Annotated in this window: 16 protein-coding genes; 6 read left to right on the top strand and 10 right to left on the bottom strand. The window is 69.3% G+C overall.

What is annotated here, in order from left to right:
• Nucleotide 1 precedes the first annotated feature (1 nt).
• The 4 genes from FVE89_RS01050 to FVE89_RS01035 all read right to left on the bottom strand — a co-directional run bounded on the left by FVE89_RS01050 (nucleotide 2) and on the right by FVE89_RS01035 (nucleotide 3151).
• Nucleotides 2–979, bottom strand: coding sequence for a Gfo/Idh/MocA family oxidoreductase (locus FVE89_RS01050; protein ID WP_160532403.1), 978 nt, complete (start codon nucleotides 977–979; stop codon nucleotides 2–4).
• Nucleotides 980–1073: 94 nt separating this feature from the next.
• Entirely contained in the window at nucleotides 1074–1490 is a 417-nt protein-coding gene (locus FVE89_RS01045; RefSeq protein ID WP_160532402.1) for a DoxX family protein, read from the bottom strand.
• A gap of 35 nt (nucleotides 1491–1525) precedes the next feature.
• Entirely contained in the window at nucleotides 1526–2158 is a 633-nt protein-coding gene (locus FVE89_RS01040; protein ID WP_160532401.1) for an alpha/beta hydrolase, read from the bottom strand.
• A gap of 63 nt (nucleotides 2159–2221) precedes the next feature.
• The gene (locus FVE89_RS01035; protein ID WP_160532400.1) at nucleotides 2222–3151 is read right to left on the bottom strand and encodes a VOC family protein; all 930 of its coding nucleotides are present in this window, start codon (nucleotides 3149–3151) and stop codon (nucleotides 2222–2224) included.
• 134 nt (nucleotides 3152–3285) lie between these two features.
• Here FVE89_RS01035 and FVE89_RS01030 point away from each other — a divergent pair, with 134 nt between their 5' ends.
• Entirely contained in the window at nucleotides 3286–4233 is a 948-nt protein-coding gene (locus FVE89_RS01030) for a LysR family transcriptional regulator (RefSeq protein ID WP_160532399.1), read from the top strand.
• Between the two features lie 334 nt (nucleotides 4234–4567).
• Nucleotides 4568–5263: a GntR family transcriptional regulator gene (locus FVE89_RS01025; protein WP_160532398.1), complete on the top strand. Its 696-nt coding sequence runs from the start codon at nucleotides 4568–4570 to the stop codon at nucleotides 5261–5263.
• 35 nt (nucleotides 5264–5298) lie between these two features.
• Here the strand turns inward: FVE89_RS01025 and FVE89_RS01020 are convergent, their stop codons facing one another.
• Genes FVE89_RS01020 through FVE89_RS01005 form a run of 4 tightly spaced genes read right to left on the bottom strand, consistent with a single transcriptional unit; the run spans nucleotide 5299 to nucleotide 8477 of the window.
• Nucleotides 5299–5865 (bottom strand): GbsR/MarR family transcriptional regulator, encoded by a 567-nt coding sequence (locus FVE89_RS01020; protein WP_160532397.1) that lies wholly within the window; start codon nucleotides 5863–5865, stop codon nucleotides 5299–5301.
• Between the two features lie 56 nt (nucleotides 5866–5921).
• Entirely contained in the window at nucleotides 5922–6044 is a 123-nt protein-coding gene (locus FVE89_RS01015; RefSeq protein ID WP_160532396.1) for a DUF2474 family protein, read from the bottom strand.
• Complete coding sequence (gene cydB, locus FVE89_RS01010) at nucleotides 6044–7051, bottom strand: cytochrome d ubiquinol oxidase subunit II (RefSeq protein ID WP_160532395.1); 1008 nt, start codon at nucleotides 7049–7051, stop codon at nucleotides 6044–6046. The genes FVE89_RS01015 and cydB overlap by 1 nt, the downstream gene beginning before the upstream one ends.
• 7 nt (nucleotides 7052–7058) lie before the next feature.
• The gene (locus FVE89_RS01005; RefSeq protein WP_160532394.1) at nucleotides 7059–8477 is read right to left on the bottom strand and encodes a cytochrome ubiquinol oxidase subunit I; all 1419 of its coding nucleotides are present in this window, start codon (nucleotides 8475–8477) and stop codon (nucleotides 7059–7061) included.
• Nucleotides 8478–8737: 260 nt separating this feature from the next.
• Between FVE89_RS01005 and FVE89_RS01000 the strand changes: the two genes are divergently transcribed.
• Nucleotides 8738–9970: a pyridoxal phosphate-dependent aminotransferase gene (locus tag FVE89_RS01000; protein WP_160532393.1), complete on the top strand. Its 1233-nt coding sequence runs from the start codon at nucleotides 8738–8740 to the stop codon at nucleotides 9968–9970.
• Here FVE89_RS01000 and FVE89_RS00995 read toward each other — a convergent pair.
• Together FVE89_RS00995 and FVE89_RS00990 are read right to left on the bottom strand one after the other, a co-directional pair.
• The gene (locus FVE89_RS00995) at nucleotides 9960–11258 is read right to left on the bottom strand and encodes a methyl-accepting chemotaxis protein (protein WP_160532392.1); all 1299 of its coding nucleotides are present in this window, start codon (nucleotides 11256–11258) and stop codon (nucleotides 9960–9962) included. The genes FVE89_RS01000 and FVE89_RS00995 overlap by 11 nt on opposite strands.
• A gap of 378 nt (nucleotides 11259–11636) precedes the next feature.
• A complete protein-coding gene (locus FVE89_RS00990) occupies nucleotides 11637–12563 on the bottom strand; it encodes a dihydrodipicolinate synthase family protein (RefSeq protein ID WP_160532391.1) in 927 nt (308 codons plus the stop codon).
• A 329-nt stretch (nucleotides 12564–12892) separates the two neighbouring features.
• Here FVE89_RS00990 and FVE89_RS00985 point away from each other — a divergent pair, with 329 nt between their 5' ends.
• The 3 genes from FVE89_RS00985 to FVE89_RS00975 all read left to right on the top strand — a co-directional run bounded on the left by FVE89_RS00985 (nucleotide 12893) and on the right by FVE89_RS00975 (nucleotide 15402).
• On the top strand, nucleotides 12893–13669 hold the full coding sequence (locus tag FVE89_RS00985; RefSeq protein ID WP_160532390.1) for an amino acid ABC transporter substrate-binding protein: 777 nt from the start codon (nucleotides 12893–12895) through the stop codon (nucleotides 13667–13669).
• Nucleotides 13670–13957: 288 nt separating this feature from the next.
• Nucleotides 13958–14638: an amino acid ABC transporter permease gene (locus FVE89_RS00980; protein ID WP_160532389.1), complete on the top strand. Its 681-nt coding sequence runs from the start codon at nucleotides 13958–13960 to the stop codon at nucleotides 14636–14638.
• Nucleotides 14635–15402, top strand: coding sequence for an amino acid ABC transporter ATP-binding protein (locus FVE89_RS00975; protein WP_160532388.1), 768 nt, complete (start codon nucleotides 14635–14637; stop codon nucleotides 15400–15402). Before FVE89_RS00980 ends, FVE89_RS00975 begins: the two co-directional genes overlap by 4 nt.
• Nucleotides 15403–15597 lie beyond the last annotated feature (195 nt).

Here is a 15597-nt window from a genome sequence, read left to right as displayed (position 1 = left end):
CTCACAGCGACAGGATCGCCTCGACCGCCTCCTGCACGGCGAGCGCCTCCGCGAAGGTGGCGAGGTGGTGCGGCTCGCCCCGCGCCATCCGGACGACGCCGTCGAGCTGGCGCCGCAGGGTGATCGGGCGCAGCGTCTCATTCGGGAGTGCGCCGGGCTCCGGCTCGAAGCGCCCATCCGGGCCAAGGCGCTCGGCGATGGCCCAGTCGCGCAGTCGGACGGCGCCCGCGTCGCCCGCCAGCGTCCACGTGTTGTGGTCGTCCTTGTCGGTGCCGCCGACCCGGCCGGTCAGGGTCACGGGGACGCCGCCCGCCGTGAGCGTCACGTCAATCGCCCGCTCGGAGCGGCCGGGCTCCGGGAAATCGATGCGGCCACCGATTCCCTCCAGCGGGCCGAGCAGGCGGCGGGCCAGGAACAGGAAGTGCGAGACGACCTCGCGGGTGAAGCCGCCCTCCGCCCGCGCGTCGAGCCAGCGCACCGCGTCTGCCTGCCACGGGCGCGGCCAGCGGGCGAAGTCCACCGCGATGGTGAGGCGCCGCGGCCTACCCACGGCGCCCTCGGCGATCCAGCGCTGCAGCACCGCAACGCCGGGCGACGAGGCGAAGGGGAAGTTCACCGCGCCGGCCGGTCCGGCCTCCGCCACGAAGGCGCGGGCCTCGGCGAGGTCGATGGCGAGCGGCTTCTCGCAGAAGACGCTCCGGCCCGCCGCCAGGGCAGCCCGCGCGTAGCCGAGATGCGAGGCCGGCGGCGAGGCGACGTAGAGGCAGGCGCTCGACGCCACGACGGATTCGGCATCGGCGACGCGCGGCACCATGGGGAAGGCCGCGCCGATGCGGGCCAGGGCCTCCGGCGACGGGTCCCAGATCGCAGCGACCCGGACGGGTGAGTCCGGCGCCCCGTGGATCGCGCCGAGCAGGCGCTCGCCCATGATCCCCGCGCCGATGATCCCGAGGGCGAGTTGGTCGTCGGTGGCCGGCATGGAGGATCCCGCATGTCGGACGGCACGGATGCGCGTCCCGGCATAGCCTTACGGATCTGAACCGGTGCGGGAAAGGCTGACGGCCAACACGACCTCAGGCTCGGCCCTGCCGGGCATCGAGGCTGAGCGGACCGGCCCCGAAGGCTGCGACCTGGAACAGCCCCCCGGTCATGGCGAGGTTTTTCAGGAAGTGAGTCATCTGGGCCTTGTCGCCGAGCACCGCATGGAAGGTTACCGTCGTCACGATCGCGAAGACGGACAGCACGATCGCGACGAGCCGGGTGCGGTAGCCGGCGATCAGCAGGAGGCCACCGCCGATCTCGACGGAGGTCGCCACCCCGTAGGAGATCGGCGGTACCGGCAGGCCACCAGCCTCGATGGTGGCGAGGGTCGCCACGGGAGAGACGAGCTTGCCGGCACCACTCACCAGGAAGATCACGCTCATCAGGATCCGGCCGGCCAGCGGGAGCAGCGCAGTTGCGTTCGGAGCGCGGGAGATCAAGGTCACCATGGGGGTTCCGTTCGCTTCGGCGGCGGGCGCAGGACTCAGGTCGCGCCCGGACGTGCAACTCTCTCCAGCCAGCCTGCCGCGAGGCTGACCTCGGCCTGCGACAGGCCGTGGCCGGCGGGCAGGATCCGATGCTCGACCTGCGCGCCGGCGGCGGTGAGCTGCGCCGCGAGGCGGCTTGCATTCTCCACCGGCACGATCGGATCCATGGCGCCGGAGAGAATCAGGACGGGTTTTCCCGCGAGCTCGGCCGCCGGGGGATCGGCGAAGGGCACCATCGGGCGCATCAGCACGGCGCCCGCCTGAATCTCCGGCCGCAGCATCAGCAAAGCGGCGGCGATGTTGGCGCCGTTGGAGAAGCCCAGCGCCAGCGGCGCGCCGAGCCCGTAATGATCGCGCGCCGCCGCCACGAAGCCCGCGAGGTCGTGGCTGCGGCGGCGCAGGTCGGCCTCGTCGAACACGCCCTCCGCCAGCCGGCGAAAGAAGCGGGGCATGCCGTTCTCGAGAACCGCGCCCCGGGGCGACAGGAGCGCGGCGTCCGGCGCCAGCATCCGGCCGAGCGGCAGGAGATCGCTCTCGTCGCCGCCGGTCCCGTGCAGGAGGAGCAGCGGGTGCCCCGTATCCGGGCCGGGCTCGAAGCGGTGGATGAACCCGAGGGTCTCGTGGGTCATGGCGACCTCCTGGCGGTGTGGGGGCGGTCCCGCCCCGCGGGACGCGGAGCGGGCGCGCTGGCTTCAGGCGACCTTGGGCAGCACGGCCTCGATCTCAGCCCGGTGTGGCTCCAGCCCGGCGGGCAGCTTCAGGGCGGACCCAAGGGCCTCGATCGGCTCGTCGACCGCGAAGCCGGGCGCGTCCGTGGCGATCTCGAACAGCACGCCGCCCGGCTCGCGGAAGTAGATCGAGCGGAAATACTGCCGGTCGCGCTGCTCGGTGACGTGGAGGCCCCGGGCGGCGAGGGCGGCGCCCATCGCGGCCTGCGCGGCGTCGTCCGCCGCCCGGAACGCGATGTGGTGGACCGAGCCGGCGCCGGGCCGGCCGGGCAGGAAGCCGCCCACCGCCCGCAGGGTCACGAAGCCGCCCACCGCGGCACTGCCCGCGAAGCGGATCAGGTTGCCCTCGCGGCCGGCCTCGTGCAGGCCCAGCACCTCCGTGAGGATCGCGGCCGTGGGCTCGGCCTTGTCGAGGAGCAGCGTGACCCCGTGCAGGCCGCGGATGGCGTGCTCGACCGGGACCTCGCCGGAGGCCCAGGCCTCGCCTTCGCCCTCCGGATCCGCGACTCCGACCAAGGCGAGCATCATCCCGTCGGGATCGCGGAAGCGCAGAACCGGCGCGCCGAAGACCTGCACCAGCGGCTCATGGGCGACGCCCTGCTCGATCAGGCGGTGCGTCCACCAGCCGATGGAGGCGCGGGGGATCCGGAACGCGGTCTCCTGCGTCTCACCGACGCCGACGCGGCCGGGGGCGGCCCGCTCGATGGGGAAGAAGGTCAGGATCGTGCCGGGGCGCCCGGCCGCGTCACCGTAATAGAGGTGGTAGGTGCCCGGATCGTCGAAATTGACGGTCTTCTTCACCAGCCGCAGCCCGAGCACGCGGGTGTGGAAGTCGAGGTTGCGCAGGGCCAGCCCGGAGAAGGCCGTGACGTGATGGAGGCCGGTCTGGATCATGGCGCTGTCTCCTGAGGCTGCCGCGCCGGGCGCGGTGCGTCTTGCGATGACAGCAATCTGCCCCTTGCCCTTGGTCCCGAAAATAGAAACGCTGGAGACCCATCGTTTCCGGATCTGACCCAAGAGCTTGGCAAATGAGACTGCCTGACTTCGAAGCCTGGGCGGTGTTCGCCAAGGTGGTGGAGACCGGCTCCTTCGCCCGGGCCGCCACGGATCTCGGGCTGTCGAAGGGCACGGTCTCGAAGGCGGTCGGCCGGCTTGAACTCCGGATCGGGGCGCGGCTGTTCAACCGCACCTCGCGCAAGCTCGCGCTCACCGAAGCCGGGCAGGCCGCCAGGGCGGGCGCCGCGCGCATCCTCGCCGAGGGCGAGGCCGCCGAGGCGCTGGCCATGGCTGGCGCCGCGGAGCCGCGCGGACTGGTGCGGCTCGCGGCCCCGATGACCTTCGGGGTGATGCATGTCGCGCCAGTGCTGCCGGATTTCCTTCGTGCGCATCCGGCCGTGTCTGTGGACCTGCACCTCTCCGACGCGGTGGTCGATCTCGTGGGCGGCGGGTTCGACATCGGGCTGCGGATCGCGGCCCTGCCGGATTCGTCGCTGCGCGCCCGCCGGCTCTGCGCGGTCCGTCGCTCGCTCGTGGCCACGCCCGCCTATCTCGACCAGCACGGACGCCCCCGGCATCCGGACGAACTCGCCCGCCACGCCTGCCTCGGCTACGCCTATCTGCCGACGCCCGACCGCTGGCGCTTCGTGGATGCGCGCGGCGCGGAGGCCGTGGTCACGCCCGGCGGCGCGCTGCGGGCCAACAACGCCGAGGCGCTGGCCCCGGCGCTCCGGGCCGGCCTCGGCCTCGCGCTCCAGCCCGATTTCATGATCTGGGACGACTTGGAATCGGGCCGCCTGGAGCGGGTCCTACCCGGCTGGTCGCCGCCCCCGATCGCGCTGCACCTGGTGACGCCGCCCGGCGATCCCCGGCCGGCCCGCGTCACGGCCCTCATGGCCCACCTTGTGCAGAGCCTCGCCAACGCTCCGTGGGCCGATCCGCAGGCCGCGGGGCCGGCACGAGCCCCTGACAGGCGCTGAAGCTAATACATATTAGGGAAGTCTATCGGCCCACAGACTACCGTTCGATCCGCGGGCAATACCCGGCTTGACGCAGGAACTTAGCGCATCGTCCTACGCATCAACACTCGGAACGCCTTCGGCACCAAGGAACGCACACCCCTGTCCCATTCGATCAATACACGGCCTGGAGACGCAAACGACTGGCCACCCTCACGGGAATCTTCCCGTGAGGTTAATGTTGGCCTTGCATGGCAACCTGACGTATGCGAGGACTATAGTCCGAATCGGCACGGCGGGACTTCGCTGCCGGAGGATGCTATGTATGAGTGTATACCCTCTGGTCGAGGCCTCCATGTTCACAGCGGTTCCAGGGCGCCGCGTGCCTGACAGGCTGCGGCATAAGACGGTCGCGGCGGCGGTAGCTGATTCGCTGCGGCGGCGGATCCTGACCGGGGAACTGCGCCCGGGCGTTCAGCTTCGCCAGGATGCGCTGGCCGAAGAATTCGGGATCAGCCGGATCCCGATCCGCGAAGCGCTCCTCCAGTTGGAGGCCGTCAATCTCGTCAAGATCGCGCCGCACCGCGGAGCCGTGGTATCGGGCCTCTCCCTGACGGAGGTGGAGGATATCTTTCGGCTCCGCGCCCAGCTCGAGCCCCAGCTCCTGCCGCTCTCGGCCCGCCACCTCACCGACGAGGATTTCAGGGACCTTCGCGCCGTGCTGAAGGCCTACGGTGAGGCGCTGAGCAGCGGCGAAGTCATGCTCTGGGGCGAGCTGAACCGCCGCTTCCACTTCGACCTGCTGCGCCACGCCGAACGGCCCCGCGCGCTCGCGATCGTGTCGGGCCTGCTGCAGGATTGCGACCGCCCGACGCGCCTGCAGCTCCAGGCCATGGGGGATGTCGCCCGCGCCCAGGAGGAGCACACGCAGATCCTCGATCTCTGCGAGGCCCGCGACGTCGATGCGGCGGCGGCGGTCCTGCGCGCCCATATTGAATATGTCGGTGTCTGCCTCCTGGCGGTGTACCGGGACGGGCAAGCCCGGCTCTGATCCGATCGGCATCGTCGCCCTCCCGGCCAGGGGCCTCAATCCCCCTTGTCGGCCCGGCCGCCGAAGCGGGTCAGCCGATCCTTCATCTCCAGCACCTTCTGGACCTTGGCGCCGAGGGTGAGGAGCTGGACGAGGCGGTCGGTCTCCAGCCGGCGCATGTCGTCGTACCAGCCGGTGAAGAGCTCGAACAGGTCGTGCATCTCCCCGAGCCGGGCCTGGGCATGACGCTCGGCCTCGGTCTCGACCTGCTGCATCAGCAGCTCGCGCAGGAGCGTCAGGGTCGGGTCGATCTCGCGCTTCTTGCGCTCCTCGACCAGGGTGCGGACGATCTGCCAGACATCATCCGGCGTGGCGAAGTAGTCCCGCCGGTCGCCGGGCCTGTGCTGGAGCCGCACCAAGTTCCACGACTGCAACTCCTTCAGACCCATGCTGACGTTGGAGCGCGACACGCCGAGCCGCTCGACGATCTCGTCGGCGTTGAGCGGCCGCTCGGCGACGAACAGCACGGCGTAGATCTGCCCCACCGTGCGGTTGATGCCCCATCGGGAGCCCATCTCTCCGAAATGAAGCACGAAGGTCTGGACGAGGGGGGGCAACTGCACGGGGGGGTCCGACGGGGTGCGAGGATCCGGGGGTGCCGGGCTCTCCCGGCACCCTATCAGGTCTTGAGCCAGAACCGGAGCACCGTCGCGACCAGCCCGAGGGCCACGATGCTCAGCGCCCAGATCGCCACGAACCAGGCGAAGCGTTTCCATAGGGGGAGCGGGGCGGTGGGGGCCATCAGTGATACCCATGCGTGTCGACCTTACCGCGGAACACCCAGTACGAGTAGGCGGTGTAGGTCAGGATGATCGGGATCAGGACCGCGGCGCCGACCAGCAGGAAGATCTGGCTCGCCTCGGGGGCGGCCGCCTGCCAGATGGTGATCCGTCCCGGCACCACGTCGGGGAAGATGCTGATCCCGAGCCCGAGGAACGAGAGGCCGAACAGCCCGAGCGCGATCAGGAACGGCGCCCGCTCGGCCCCGCCCCGCAGGGTCCGCCACAGGGCGTAGGCCGCGAGCGCCACGAGGAGCGGCACCTGCGCGGTGACGAGCACGTTCGGCATCTCCAGCCAGCGCGTGAAGTAGCGCCCCTGCAGGAACGGGGTTGCGGCGCTCACCAGAGCGATCGCCGTCACCGTCCCGATGGTGAGGCGCTGGGCGAGGCGCCGGGCCTGGAGCTGGAGTGTGCCCTCGGTGCGCATCACCAGCCACGTGGCCCCGAGCAGCGCGTAGGCGACCGCGAGGCTCACGCCGACCAGCAGGGTGAACGGCGTCAGCCAATCCCACCAGCCGCCGGCATAGGCGCGGCCCTCCACGGTGATGCCCTGGAGCAGCGCCCCCAGGGTGATCCCCTGGGCCAGGGCGGCCACCACCGAGCCGACCGCGAAGGCGACGTCCCAGGCGGCGCGATGGCCAGGATCGCGCCAGCGGAACTCGAAGGCGACGCCCCGGAAGATCAGCCCGAGCAGCATCGCGATGATCGGCGCGTAAAGCGCCGGCAGGATGACCGCGTAGGCGAGCGGGAAGGCCGCGAACAGCCCCCCGCCACCCATCACCAGCCAGGTCTCGTTGCCGTCCCAGACCGGGGCGATCGAGTTCATCGCGGTATCCCGGTCGGTTCCCGGCTTCAGGGTCGGGAACAGGATGCCGATGCCGAGGTCGAAGCCGTCCATGATGATGTAGGACAAGATCGCGGCGGCGATGATGAACGCCCAGACAACAGTGAGATCGATATTGTGCAGCATGGCGGCCTCACGCGGTCGGCTGGAGATGGCGGTCGGGATCGATGGCGGAGGCGGGCGTGATGCCCGCGGTCCGGATCGGCGCGCCGGGCTCGATCCCGGTCTCGCCGGACTGCGGCGGCTTGGCCATCAGGCGCAGGATGTAGAGCGTCCCCATGGCGAAGACCGTGAAGTAGATCACCACGAAGGCCGTGAGCGAGGCGGCCACGGCAGGCCCCTGGAGCGGCGAGGCGGAGTCCTCCGTGCGCAGCAGGCCGAACACCGTGTAGGGCTGGCGCCCGACCTCGGTGGTGACCCAGCCGGCCAGCACCGCCACGAAGCCGGCGGGCCCCATGGCGAAGGCGAAGCGGTGGAAGGGCGCCCAGGTGTAGAGCCGGCCCTTGTAGCGGGCGAATAGGCTCAGGCAAGCCAGCAGGAGCATCAGCATCCCCAGGCCGACCATCACGCGGAACGACCAGAACACGACCGGCACCGGCGGCCAGTCCTTTCGGGGCAGGGTTTCGAGGCCGGCGAGCGGCGCGTCGAAGGCGTGCTTGAGCACCAGCGAGGACAGCTTCGGGATCTCCAGCGCATAGCGGATCGTGCCGGCTTCCTGGTCGGGCAGGCCGAACAACACGAGCGGCGCGCCGTCCGGATGGCTCTGGAAATGCCCCTCCATGGCCATGACCTTGGCGGGCTGATGCTCCAGGGTGTTGAGACCGTGCGCATCGCCGGCCAGGATCTGGGCAGGCGCGACGAAGGCGAGCATCCACATCGCCATCGAGAACATCGTCCGGGCGGCCGGGTTGGTCCGATCCCGCAGCAGGTGCCAGGCCCCCACAGCACCGACCGCGAGAGCGGTGGTGAGGTAGGCCGCCAGAACCATGTGGACGAGGCGGAACGGGAACGACGGGTTGAACACCACCGCCCACCAGTCCAGCGGGATGAACTGACCCTGCGGGTTCGTCCCGTAGCCGGCCGGCGTCTGCATCCACGAGTTCACCGACAGGATCCAGAAGGCCGAGAAGAAGGTGCCGAGCGCCACCATCAGGGTCGCGGCGAAGTGGAGTCGCGGCCCCACCTTGCGCATCCCGAACAGCATCACACCGAGGAACCCGGCCTCCAGGAAGAAGGCCGACATGACCTCGTAGGCCATCATCGGCCCAAGCACCGGCCCGGTCTTGTCGGAGAAGACCGACCAGTTGGTCCCGAACTGGTAGGACATCACCAGTCCGGACACGACACCCATGCCGAAGACGATGGCGAAGATCTTCAGCCAGTACCGGAACAGGTCCATGAACACCTGCCGCCCGGTGGTGAGCCACAGGCCCTCCAGCACCGCGAGGTAGCTCGCGAGGCCGATCGAGAAACAGGGGAAGATGATGTGGAACCCCAACGTGAACCCGAATTGCGCTCGGGCGAGGATGAGGGGATCGAGATAGGCAAGCACAGCAGGCCTCCAACCAACCGACGTCGACTCGCAATATAGCAATTTCAGAAATTCCTGAAAAGACGATAACTTCTGCGTGTCTCCTCGGGTCGACGTGCTACGCAGGGTCCGCGAGAGGTCTGGACGCGTGGCCTGGAACGCGTCAGGGTCAGCCCCTACCCCACGATCGGGACCTGCCGGCTTGGCGCCGCATCGGGCCAAAGGGCCGCGACGCACTCCCCGTCGGCCGCGCCCGGACATCACGAGAGCCCCCGCGCCCCATGGCCGAGTCCCTTGCCGCATTCCCTGCCGAAACCGCTCCGGTCGATCTCGCCGCGCTCCTGTCGGACCGCATCCGCGGCATCGGCACGAGCCAGATCGGCCTCGTGGCGGATCGCGGGCGCGACGACCCGGAGGTGGTGAAGCTCTGGATCGGCGAGGGCGACCTGCCGACGCCGCCCTTCATCGTCGAGGCGGCGCACCGGGCGATGCTCGCGGGGCATACCCGCTACACCACGTCGCTGGGCCTGCCGGCCCTGCGCGAGGCGCTCGGCGCCTATCACGCCCGCCACTGGGGCGTGGAGATCCCGCCGGACCGGTTCGCCGTCACGGTTGGCGGCATGAACGCGATCATGCAGGCCGCCCAGGTCCTGCTGGAGCCGGGCGACGAGATCATCATCCCCTCCCCGGCCTGGCCGAATCTGCGCGAGGCCGTGCGCATCGCCGGCGGCGTGCCGGTGGCGGTGCCGTATCGGAGGCAGCCGGACGGGCGCTTCGCCCTGCCGCTCGCCGATATCGAGGCGGCGCTGACGCCCCGGACCCGGGTGATCATGATCAACTCGCCCTCGAACCCGACGGGCTGGATCATGCCGCGCGCCGAGATGGAGGCCCTGCGCGACCTCGCCCGCGCCCGCGGCCTCTGGATCCTCTCGGACGAGGTCTACGCGCACTTCACCTACGGCAACCGGATCGCCCCGTCCTTCCTGCAGATCTGCGAGCCGGACGACCGGCTGATCGTGACCAACACCTTCTCGAAGAACTGGGCGATGACCGGCTGGCGCGCCGGCTGGGTGATCTTCCCGCGCGGGCTGGCGCCGACCTTCGCCAAGCTCGGGCAGTACAGCACCACCTCGATCCCGACCTTCGTGCAGCATGCCTGCATCGCGGCGCTGAACGAGGGCGACGGCTTCATCCGCACCATGGTCGACCGCTGCGCCGAGGCGCGGGCGATCCTGGTGGACGGCCTGACCCGGCTGCCGGGCGTCACGGTCGCCCCGCCCGACGGCGCCTTCTACCTGATGGCCCGGATGGGCGGGGACGAGCCGAGCCTCGACCTCGCGCTCCGCCTGCTGCGGGACGCCAAGGTCGGGGTCGCACCCGGCACCGCCTTCGGGCCGGAGGGGGAAGGCCTCGTGCGGATCTGTTTCGCCATCAGCCCGGCCCTGGCCCGGGAGGCGGTGTCGCGCCTGTCGCGTACCCTGGGCGATGCGATCGGGCGCGCGCCTAAGCGCTGACGCGCTTCAGGTCGTCGAGAAAGGCCGCCACCTTGCGATGCAAGAGCGTGGCGTTCCGGGACAGGTCCGCCGTGTCGGTGAACACCTTCGTCGCGGACGCGCCCGTCTCTTCGGTGAGCTGGGCCACCGTTGCGATGCTCTGCGTCACGCTGGTGGTGCCGCCGGCTGCACGGGCGACGGCCTGGACGATCTCCTGTGTTGCCGCCCCCTGCTGGCCGATGGCCTCGGTGATGGACGAGGCGGACGTGTCGATCTTCCCGACAACGCCCGAGATGCTGCTGACGGCGACAGCGGATCTGTCGGTGGCCTCGCGAATGGCTTCCACCTTCTGCGTGATATCGGTGGTTGCCTTCGCGGTCTGATTTGCCAGTTCCTTGACCTCCGTGGCCACCACGGCAAAGCCGCGGCCCGCCTCCCCGGCCCTGGCGGCCTCGATCGTCGCGTTGAGCGCGAGCAAGTTGGTTTGATCGGCCAGACCGGCGATCAGTCTCACCACGTCTCCGATACTGGCCGCGACGCTGCGCAACTCATCGACGACATTCATGGTCTCGGCGGCCTCGTCCACTGCCGCCTTTGACATGACCGTCCAGGCGTCGAGTTCCCGCCGGATTTCGCCGACGGAGGCGCCGAGCTGTTCCGCCGATCCAGCCACGACCGTCACGTTCTCCCCCGTCTGCCGTGCCGTCCGTGCGACGACGGAGGATTCCCGTGAGGCCTGTTCGGCGGTCGAGGTCAGGGTGCGGGTGGTCGTCTCGAGCCCTTCGGCCGCCTTCTCCACCTTCGCCGACAGGGCGCCGACCTCGCCTTCGAAGACGGTGGCGAGGCTGACCAAGGCTTGCGCCTGCTGCTCCAGCCGCCGGGCATTCACTGTGGCCTCGTGGATGTCCACGAGGCTGCCGCAGGCCCGGACCGCCTTCCCCTTGGCATCGTGCACGATACCGCCGGTCGCCCGGAACCAGCGATAGCTTCCGTCGGCCGTCTTCAACCGGTAGACCGTATCGTAAACGGATTTCCGTCCAGGCTCATATTTCAATGCGGCCTTGAAGACCGCCAAGGTCGGCCCGGCATCGTCGGGATGAATTTTGTCAGCCCATGCTTGGCAGGTATTCGGGAAATCGGTCTCGTCCTTGTAGCCGAGCAATCGCCTGAATTCGTTTGACCAAGTCCAGCGACTCTTCGGATCGAGCCCGTCTTCATTAAATAACTCAGCATCCCACAATCCAACACCACAATATTGGTAGAGGTTATCCAAAATTTCGGTATCGTGATTCTTAAATAATCCGAGCATGCCGTTCTCTGCGTGACGAGGAAGAGGAGCCGGTCTCGCCTGCGCCTCGCGCCATCCGCACATCGACTGGATCTCATCAGATGCCAAGGCCCGGAACAGCCGTCGCTCCGATGCGCCTCCAGATCACACACCCTGATGAGAAACTTCGCGCAGAAGACACACGGTCGTAATTAGAGAATCTTTCCAAAAATGCAAGATGATCCGCGATCGGGTCATCCAAGAAGAACAGGCCCGCGCGGCAAACAACGGCGAATTTTCTCGCCTGCATTGCTCCGACCGACCCCTTTATCATGGGCTGACCCGAAAATGTCTTTCGCGACCGGGGCGCGCTCGGCCGGCACAGGGGCGGATGCGGCCTTACCGGCACGACACCCGACGCTACCGCCCCCAGCGCAGCACCAGCGCGTCGTTCCGCCGGGCGAGCTCGATCAGGCCGGCCCGGGTCGCCGGATGCAGAGGCTGGATCGGCAGGCGCGCGGTCTCGTGGGCGATCACCCCGCCCTCCTGCATCAGCGCCTTGCAGGCGAGCAGGCCGCATTGCCGGTTCTCGTAGTTGATCAGCGGCAGCCAGCGCGCGTAGGCGTCCATCGCCTCCTCCCGGCGGCCGGCCGCGTAGGCGTCGGTGATCTGGCGGATTCCGTCGGGATAGGCGCCACCGGTCATCGCCCCGGTGGCGCCCGCATCGAGGTCGGCCATCAGGGTGATCGCCTCCTCGCCGTCCCAGGGGCCGACCACGGCATCGCCGCCGAGCGCGATCAGCTCGCGCAGCTTCGCGGCAGCCTGGGCGGTCTCGATCTTGAAATAGCTGATATTGGCGATCTCCCGCGCCATGCGCGCCAGGAACGCGGCCGAGAGCGGCGTGCCCGAAACCGGCGCGTCCTGGATCATGATCGGGATCGAGATCGCGTCCGAGACCGTGCGGAAGAACTCGTAGATGCCGAGTTCCGGCACGCGGATCGTGGCACCGTGATAGGGCGGCATGATCATCACCATGGCGGCCCCGGCGTCCTGCGCCCGGCGCGAGCGCTCGGCGCAGACCTGCGTGGCGAAGTGCGTCGTGGTGACGATCACCGGCACGCGCCCGGCTACGTGCTCCAGCACGGCGTACATCACGCGCTCGCGCTCGTCGTCGGTGAGGACGAACTGCTCGGAGAAGTTCGCCAGGATGCAGATGCCGGTGCTGCCGGCGTCGATCATGAAGTCGATCGCCCGGCGCTGCCCGTCGAGGTCGAGGGCGCCGGAGGCGTCGAACACCGTGGGGGCGACCGGGAAGACGCCGCGATAGGGCTGGGCCAACGAGGTCATGGGCGATCCTTCTGCCGGGAAGCCAGGGGCTTCGCCCCGCGAATCATCGGACGATCGGGGCGGCCCGCCTCCTATCACGAACGCCGTGCGGCATCGGCGCGGGGCGGAACCGCCGATGTGACAGGATGGTCAGCTCAGTTTCAGCCCCGAGCCCAGGACAATTTCGGCCCAGCCGGAGTAGACCGACGCGACGGAGGGCGGATTCGCACGATCGATCCGCCCCCTTGCCTTGACGGCACAACTCGATTCATTGACGCAATGCGTGCGCGGGGCCGGATCGACTTCGGCGGCCACCAGAGAACATTGTTATCGGCGTGAGGTATTTTCGGATGCGACTTTTCTCGACCAGTCTGGCCGCGGTGCTGGCCGTCTCGGCCCTCCTCCTGGGCGCCCCCGCCCGGGCCGACGACCTCGACACGATCCGCGCCGCCAGGACCCTGCGCATCGGCACCGAGGGCACCTACGCGCCGTTCACGTTCCACGATGCCTCCGGGGCGCTCGTCGGGTTCGACGTGGAGATCGGCCGCAAGGTCGCCGAGAAGCTCGGCGTCACGCCGCAGTTTCTCGAAGGCAAGTGGGACGGGCTGATCGCGGGGCTCGACGGTGGGCGCTACGACGTGGTGATCAACCAAGTCGGCATCACCAAGGAGCGGCAGGCGAAGTTCGACTTCTCGGAGCCGTATATCCGCTCCCGGGCGGTGCTGGTCACGAAGGCCGACCGGACCGACATCACGTCCTTCGCCGACCTGAAGGGCAAGACGGCCGCCCAGAGCCTGACCAGCAACTTCGCCCGCCTCGCCGAGCAGTCCGGGGCGCAGCTCGTCGGCACCGACGGGTTCGACCAGTCGGTCCAGCTGGTGATCACCGGGCGGGCCGACGCCACCGTCAACGATAACCTGTCGTTCCTCGACTTCCGCAAGCAGAAGCCGAACGCCCCGGTGAAGATCGCCGCCGAGCAGGCCGACGCGGAGGCGTCCGGGATCATCCTGCGCAAGAACAACCCCGCGCTGAAGGCCGCCCTCGACAAGGCGCTCGCGGACATCAAGGCCGATGGCAGCTACGCGGCGATCGCGCAGACGTATTTCGGGGCCGACGTGTCGAAGTAATCGTCCGAGGGGCCACGACGCCGCTCTGGTTGCGTCTGCGTGCCGCCGGTTCGGACCGCCACTGATCGCGAGGCACGAGAGCCCCCTCTCCTGTGCGGGTTGCATTCTCGCGTCTCCGTTGCGGGAAAGGACGAGAGCGTCCCCAAGGCTTCCCCTCCCCCGCAAAGGGGGAGGGAGACGCGCGGATCCGGCCCCTTTTCCAAAATCGACGTGTGACGTAGCGCGTGTGGGAGGCTCTCACACCGCCAACTCTGTGCAACCCCGGCCCTCGAAAGGAGACGCCGCCCCGTGCCGCACTGGCTCGACCTCATGCTTCAGTCGCTCGGGCCGTTGCTCGTCGCGGGCTTGCGCTTCACCGTTCCGCTGACGCTGATCGCCTTCGCGCTGGGGCTCGCCCTCGGGCTCGGGACGGCCCTCGTGCGCCTGTTCGCGCCCCGCCCCCTGGCGGCGCTGGCGTGGCTCTACGTGTGGATCTTCCGCGGCACCCCGCTCCTGGTGCAGCTCTTCGTGATCTTCTACGGCCTGCCGAGCGCCGGGATCCTGATCGACGCCTTCCCGGCCGCGGTGATCGGGTTCACGCTGAACGTCGGCGCCTACACGTCCGAGATCATCCGGGCCGCCATCGCGTCGATCCCGAAGGGCCAGTGGGAGGCGTCCTACGCGATCGGCATGACACCGGCACAGGCCCTGCGCCGCACGATCCTGCCGCAGGCGGCGCGGGTGGCGGTGCCCTCGCTCGCCAACACCTTCATCGCCCTCGTGAAGGACACCTCGCTCGCCGCCGCCATCACGGTGCCCGAGCTGTTCCAGGCGGCCCAGCGCATCGTCGCGGTCACCTACGAGCCGCTGATCCTCTACACCGAGGCCGCCCTGATCTACCTCGTCCTGTCCACGCTCCTGTCCGGATTCCAGGCGCTGCTGGAACGGCGCCTCGGGCGCTACGGTGGCTATCTGGAGGCGCGCGCGTGATCGCCCTGTCGGCCATCGAGAAAGGTTTTGGCGCCAACCCGGTCCTGCGCGGCGTCGATCTCGCCATTCCAGAGGGGCAGGTGACGGCGCTGATCGGCCCTTCCGGCTCGGGCAAATCGACGCTCCTGCGCTGCGCGAACCTGCTGGAGATCCCGCAAGGCGGCACGCTCACCCTCGGCGACCTCCGCCTCGCCTTCCGGCCCGGACACCCGCCGGCCCGGCGGGTGGTGCTGGCCGTGCGGCGCCAGACCGGCATGGTGTTCCAGAACTTCCAGCTCTTCCCCCACCGCACCGTGATCGAGAACGTCATGGAGGGGCTCGTCACCGTGGCCCGATGGCCGCAGGCCAAGGCCCGGGCCCGGGCGCTGGATCTGCTGGAGCGCGTCGGCCTCGCCCACAAGGCGGCGGACTGGCCCGCCAGCCTGTCGGGCGGACAGCAGCAGCGGGTGGCGATCGCCCGGGCGCTCGCGCCGTCCCCGCGCCTGCTCCTCTGCGACGAGCCGACCTCGGCCCTCGACCCGGAACTCGCCGCCGAGGTGGTGGACGTGCTGGCCGGCCTCGCGGGCGAGGGCATGACCATGCTGATGGCGACCCACGACCTGCGCCTCGCGCGCCGCGTGGCCGACACGGTGGTGTTCCTGGAGGCCGGCACGATCGTGGAACGGGGATCGCCCGCCGATCTCTTCGGCCGGCCGGCCGACCCGCGGACCCGGCGCTTCACCCGGACGCTGCTCGGCGAGGGCGAGGACGCGGCGCGAGCGTGAGGGGCCGCGGCGCCGTCGGCAGCGAAGATGTGATGTCGATCAGTTTGTTCGGCTTCTGACTCAGAGCAGGCGGTTAGCTTTTCAGTAAGTTGCCGCGATAAATCTAAGGGAAACTGGACCGACGCATAATTGTCGGTCAGCCACACTATTTACGCGTCATTTCGCCCCATGTGCCCTCGGATGTTTCAGGATTGC

It is taken from the genome of Methylobacterium sp. 2A, assembly GCF_009806555.1.
In the GTDB taxonomy this organism is placed as follows: Bacteria; Pseudomonadota; Alphaproteobacteria; order Rhizobiales; family Beijerinckiaceae; genus Methylobacterium.
Note: the sequence above shows the minus strand (reverse complement) of the source record. Positions and strands in the feature narration are given on the sequence as shown.